Source organism: Yoonia sp. (assembly GCF_046498525.1).
In the GTDB taxonomy this organism is placed as follows: Bacteria; Pseudomonadota; Alphaproteobacteria; order Rhodobacterales; family Rhodobacteraceae; genus Yoonia.
The window spans coordinates 1-5,647 of record NZ_JAWOAN010000125.1 but is presented as its reverse complement, the minus strand read 5'-3'; the positions used below and the strand labels follow the sequence as shown (position 1 = coordinate 5,647).

Here is a 5,647-nt window from a genome sequence, read left to right as displayed (position 1 = left end):
TCGATTGACGCCGATACGCAGGACGGCTGCCCCGTTTTCTGCGGGCGTCTGATCAAGGGTGTCAAGAACGGCCCCAGCCCCGATTGGCTCCAAACCCAGTTGCGCGCCATTGGCCTGCGCCCGATCAGCTTTCTGGTCGATGTGACCAACTGGTTTACCTACGATCTCAATCGCCCCCTGCACGTCTTTGATGCCGACAAGGTGCAAGGCAGTCTGCGCGTCCACCGCGCCGCCGGAGGAGAGACGCTGACAGCGCTTGATGACAAGGAATACACCCTGCAGGCGGGGCAGATGGTGATCTCTGACGATAACGGCCCTGAAAGCATCGCAGGTGTGATGGGTGGGGCCGAAACCGGCTGCACCGAAGATACGGTCAATGTCTTTGTCGAGAGCGCCTACTGGGACCCGATCCAGATCGCCTATACGGGCCGTGCGCTGAAAATCAACTCGGACGCGCGTTACCGGTTCGAGCGAGGTGTTGACCCGGCGTTCACCCCCGAAGGACTGGAACACGCGGTGCGTATGATCGTCGACCATGCGGGCGGAGAGGCGTCCGAGGTCATTCAGGCAGGCGAGGTGCCTGATACCTCCCGCGCATACAAGCTGGACGCCAAGCGGGTGATTTCTCTGGTCGGGATGGAAATATCCGAAGCGACCCAGCGCGAGACGCTGACCGCACTTGGCTTTACCATGAAAGGTAACATGGCCCATGTTCCGTCATGGCGTCCTGACGTGCAAGGCGAAGCCGATCTGGTCGAAGAGGTCGCGCGCGTGGCCTCACTGACCAAACTGCAAGGCAAGCCCCTGCCACGCATCGACGCGGGCGTCCCCAAGCCGATCCTGACACCCGGCCAGCAGCGCCAGCAGGCCGCGCGCCGGGCGGCAGCGGCGCTGGGGTACAACGAATGTGTGACCTACAGCTTTGTCGATGCCGAAGCAGCCAGCCTGTTTGGTGGCGGCGATGACGCCACGATGCTGGAAAACCCGATCAGTTCGGAAATGTCGCATATGCGGCCCAACCTGTTGCCCGGCCTACTGCGTGCGGCAGCGCGCAATCAGGCGCGTGGCTTCATGGATATGGGCCTGTTCGAGGTCGGGGCGGGTTTTCATGGTGGCGAACCGGGCGAACAGCATATGCTGATCACGGGTGTGCTGATTGGGCGGACCGGTCCGAAAGATGTGCATGGCACGTCGCGGCCCGTCGATCTTTATGATGCCAAGGCCGATGCCGAGGCGGTTCTCACCGCCATCGGCGCGCCTGCAAAGGTGCAGGTCCTGCGGGGCACCGATGACTGGTGGCATCCGGGGCGGCATGGCAAAATCTGCCTTGGCCCCAAGAAAGTATTGGGAATCTTTGGCGAATTGCACCCGAAGGTGCTGCGAGAGATGGATATCAAAGGGCCAGCCGTAGCCTTTACGATCTGGCCGGATGAAGTGCCAGTGCCCAAGAAAAAGACGGCGACCCGCCCCGCCTTGACCGCGACAGACCTGCAAGCGGTCGAGCGCGACTTTGCCTTTGTCGTTGATGCGCAGGTCGAGGCGCTGACGCTGGTCAACGCCGCCGCTAGCGCCGACAAGGCGCTGATCACGGATGTCCGCGTCTTTGACGAATTCATCGGTGGCAGCTTGGGCGAAGGCAAGAAATCCCTTGCGGTGACTGTGCGTCTGCAACCGACGGACAAGACGCTCAAGGATGCCGATATTGAAGCGGTCAGCGCCAAGATTGTAGACAAGGTGAGCAAAGCGACTGGCGGTAGCCTGCGCGGTTAGATGCTTTGGGCAACAGCCAACCCGATAGAAGGAGAATGACAGACATGACCCTCAAGATTTATCTTTCCGGTGAAATCCACACCGACTGGCGTAATCAGATCATCAAAGGTGCAGCAGACCTTGATGTGGTGTTTGAAAGCCCTGTCACACATCACGATGCATCCGATGACTGCGGGGTGGCGATCATGGGACCGGAAGACAAGAAGTTCTGGCACGACAACAAAGGCGCGAATCTTAACGCGATCCGCACGCGGCACGGAATCGAGAACGCCGATATCGTGGTGGTGCGCTTTGGTGAGAAATACAAGCAGTGGAACGCCGCGTTCGATGCGGGCTATGCTGCGGCTCTTGGGAAATCATTGATCGTGATGCATGGGCCAGAGCATCAGCATCCCCTCAAGGAGGTGGACGCCGCAGCCCGTGCCGTCGTGGAAGAGCCAAAGCAGGTTGTTGATATTCTGCGCTACGTTTTGTTCGGTAAGTTGCCTTAGGTCGGGGCCTGCCCCGGCGGATATTGACCTGCGGTCCCCCTTGTCGCTGACGCATCAAGACTGCGTTTAGCATGTCCTGCAGCAAAATTCTGTGACCGGCAAGGTTGCGGTTGGAATACGTCGATAAAACCCGTGTTTCCGGGTGCCGATAGGGCTAAACCTTGCTCAGTAGCGTCGCGGGTAAAAGTTCCGCGCGCCAAATCAAGCGGGGCAAAAACATGCTAGACGAATTCAAGACTTTCATCGCCAGAGGCAATGTCATGGACATGGCCGTTGGTATCATCATCGGTGCGGCCTTTACCGCGATTGTCGCATCTCTGGTGGGGGACCTGATCAATCCGCTGATCGGCCTTTTGTCCGGCGGCGTTGATTTCACTGACAATTACGCCGTGCTTGCCGGTGAGGTGCCTGAAGGTGCATCACTTGAAGCTGCGCGCGAGGCCGGTGCTGCGATCTTTGCTTACGGGGCCTTCGTCATGGCGGTCATCAATTTTCTGATCATCGCCTTTGCTGTCTTCATGTTGGTGCGGCTGGTCAACAAGATCAAAGACGCCGCCGCCAAGGAAGTAGAGCCTGCACCGGAGGCACCTAAGGGCCCAACAGCCGAAGAGTTGCTGGCAGAGATCCGCGATGCGCTGAAAGCCAAAACCTGACCTGTCCCGCTGGATTAAAGGGCTCGCTGATGAAAGCGAGCCCTTTTTCTTCAAACCTTCAATGCGAGCGCCGGAGACAGCACGTCGATGCCCAGCGCCTTGCCCACGGCAAAATAAGTCAGCTTGCCAGCGTGCACATTCAGACCATTCAGCAGATGCGGATCGTCCTCGCAGGCTTGCCGCCAGCCTTTGTCCGCCAGCGAAAGCATGAAGGGCATCGTCGCGTTGCCCAGTGCGATGGTCGACGTGCGCGCCACAGCGCCCGGCATGTTGGCGACGCAATAGTGCATGATGCCGTCCACATCGTAGATCGGGTCTTCGTGGGTGGTCGCCTTGGAGGTTTCGAAGCAACCGCCCTGATCGATAGCGACATCCACAAGGGCAGCGCCCGGTTTCAGCTCGGATAGCTGCGCCCTTGAGATCAGCTTGGGCGCAGCGGCACCGGGGATCAGCACCGCACCGATGATCAGATCCGCTTCGCGGGCCAGCGCGATTGTGTTGCCCGCACTTGCGTAGCTGTTCTTGAATTGCCCGCTAAAGACGTCATCAAGGTAACGCAGGCGCGGCAATGAGCGGTCAAGGACGGTGACATCCGCGCCCATACCTGCCGCGATGCGCGCGGCATGTGTTCCGACAACACCGCCGCCGATGACAAGCACGCGCGCAGGGCCGACGCCGGGGACGCCGCCCATCAGGACGCCGCGCCCGCCATTGGCCTTTTGCAGTGTCCATGCGCCGACCTGAGGGGCCAGACGCCCCGCGACCTCTGACATGGGTGCCAGCAGCGGCAGGCCGCCGCGTTCGTCGGTTACGGTTTCATAGGCGATGCAGGTTGCACCGGATGCCATCAGGTCTTTGGTCTGTTCGGGGTCGGGTGCAAGGTGCAGGTAGGTAAACAAAATCTGCCCTTCGCGCAGCATTTTGCGCTCACCCGCCTGTGGTTCCTTGACCTTGACGATCATGTCGGCAGTTTCGAACACCTCTGGTGCTGTTTCGACAATGGCAGCACCCGCATCAGTATAATCCGCGTCCGTAAAGCCCGCGCCATTGCCTGCGCCCGACTGCATGGTCACTTGGTGGCCATGGCTGACGGCCTCGCGCGCGGCATTCGGTGTCAGGCCGACGCGAAATTCCTGTGGTTTGATCTCTGTTGGGCACCCGATATGCATGTCCTGTTCCTCCCTGATTTCTGGCTCCAGTATCCGACTGCGCGGACGCAATTTCATCGGGCTTTTTCTTGGATGTTTGCGGTAACTTTGGTAGGAGTTTGTGTCACTTGCCAATTTTTTCGAAGGAATGTGCGGGAAATGGAATTAGACAGTATTGATCGCCGAATCCTCGAGGTTCTACAGAAGAAAGGCCGCATGTCGAATGCAGAGCTTTCCGAATTGGCTAACCTGTCCGCCTCCGCCTGTCACCGGCGGGTGCAACGGTTGGAAAAGGACGGATATATCCGTGACTATGTGGCCTTGCTGGATCCGCGCAAGGTCGGTCTTCCGACGACCGTTTTCGTCGAGATCACGTTGAGTGGGCAGGCCGATGAGTTGCTGGACGCCTTCGAAAAGGCCGTCGCGCGTGTGCCTGACGTTTTGGAATGTCACTTGATGGCCGGGACGGCGGATTACCTGCTGAAGGTCGTGGCTGGTGACACCGAAGATTTCGCCCGCATCCACCGGCGGTATCTTGCGCGCTTGCCCGGTGTGGCGCAGATGCAGTCCTCTTTTGCATTGCGCACCGTTAGAAATACGACGGCGTTGCCTCTTTGATACAGTTTTCCGCTCTACGTTCACGGTACATTAATTTGCTACAAGATAGTCTCAACACCAGACGAGTTCAGTGTTTGCCCCTTAACCCAGCGTTTATGGACCGAGACTGGAACATGATTTGAGCTTTCTATTAGCAGACCGGAAATGGGGGACCGATGCGCTTGGCTCTTCGGGCGGTGATATCACGTGGTCGATAAACCTTGCGGGGCTCATGTTCAGCACGTCGGGGGCAAACAGTTTCGCACTGTCCGATTTTCAAAATCAGGTGCGCCGCGCCTTTGATACCTGGGCGGTGATCGCAAACCTGAACTTCATCGAACAAAGTTCCGGCGGTGACATCGACCTTTTCGTGACGGATGATAGCCGGACGCAAAAACAGATCGCTGACAATGAGATGAATCTATTTGGCGACCCCGGTGGAACAGTCGCAATTGCGCGATCGTTCTTCGGATCGACCAACCCAGATCCCGATAATGATATTTCAATCATGGACACGGGTCGCGTCTTGTTTGACGCCGCAGAGACATGGTCTCCGACGGGTCAGGTTGCTGAAACGCTTGATTTCTACGCAGTTGCGATTCATGAAATCGGGCATCTTCTGGGGTTGCTGCACGTCGAAGATGAAACGGAAATAATGAATCCGGTCATTTTCGCATCGCTGTTGGGCGATGGCGATATCGAGGGCATCCAAACAATCTATGGCGTCCGGCAGTGGACGGACGGCCCGGATATGATTGATTTGTCCGATATTATTGTCGGGCAAGAGGTGTTTGCCTTTGCCGGTGCGGATACGATCATCGGCGGCCCAGGTGCGGACCGTTTGTTTGGAGGTGCCGGAGGCGACAATGTCTCGGGCAATTCCGGCAATGATACGATCATTGATGCACTGGGTCTGAACACGCTGAATGGCGGGGGCGACAACGACCTGATCATCGGAGGTGGCGACACGACCGTTGCCGATGGTGGC

General features: G+C 58.2%; 6 protein-coding genes. 5 read left to right on the top strand and 1 reads right to left on the bottom strand.

The genetic code is table 11. The features are described 5' to 3' along the window. The 3 genes from pheT to mscL all read left to right on the top strand — a co-directional run. On the top strand, positions 1 to 1,770 hold a 1,770-nt coding region (gene pheT, locus R6T97_RS08690), incomplete at its 5' end, for a phenylalanine--tRNA ligase subunit beta (protein WP_410348896.1). Positions 1,771 to 1,814: 44 nt separating this feature from the next. Then, complete coding sequence (locus tag R6T97_RS08685; RefSeq protein ID WP_410348897.1) at positions 1,815 to 2,261, top strand: YtoQ family protein; 447 nt, start codon at positions 1,815 to 1,817, stop codon at positions 2,259 to 2,261. A 218-nt stretch (positions 2,262 to 2,479) separates the two neighbouring features. Beyond that, the gene (mscL, locus tag R6T97_RS08680) at positions 2,480 to 2,914 is read left to right on the top strand and encodes a large conductance mechanosensitive channel protein MscL (protein ID WP_410348895.1); all 435 of its coding nucleotides are present in this window, start codon (positions 2,480 to 2,482) and stop codon (positions 2,912 to 2,914) included. A 50-nt stretch (positions 2,915 to 2,964) separates the two neighbouring features. Here the strand turns inward: mscL and ald are convergent, their stop codons facing one another. Further along, positions 2,965 to 4,083, bottom strand: coding sequence for an alanine dehydrogenase (gene ald / locus R6T97_RS08675; RefSeq protein ID WP_410348894.1), 1,119 nt, complete (start codon positions 4,081 to 4,083; stop codon positions 2,965 to 2,967). A gap of 138 nt (positions 4,084 to 4,221) precedes the next feature. Here ald and R6T97_RS08670 point away from each other — a divergent pair, with 138 nt between their 5' ends. Further along, on the top strand, positions 4,222 to 4,680 hold the full coding sequence (locus tag R6T97_RS08670; RefSeq protein ID WP_410348893.1) for an Lrp/AsnC family transcriptional regulator: 459 nt from the start codon (positions 4,222 to 4,224) through the stop codon (positions 4,678 to 4,680). Positions 4,681 to 4,798: 118 nt separating this feature from the next. Further along, a partial coding sequence (locus R6T97_RS08665) for a matrixin family metalloprotease (RefSeq protein ID WP_410348892.1) occupies positions 4,799 to 5,647 on the top strand: 849 nt, incomplete at its 3' end.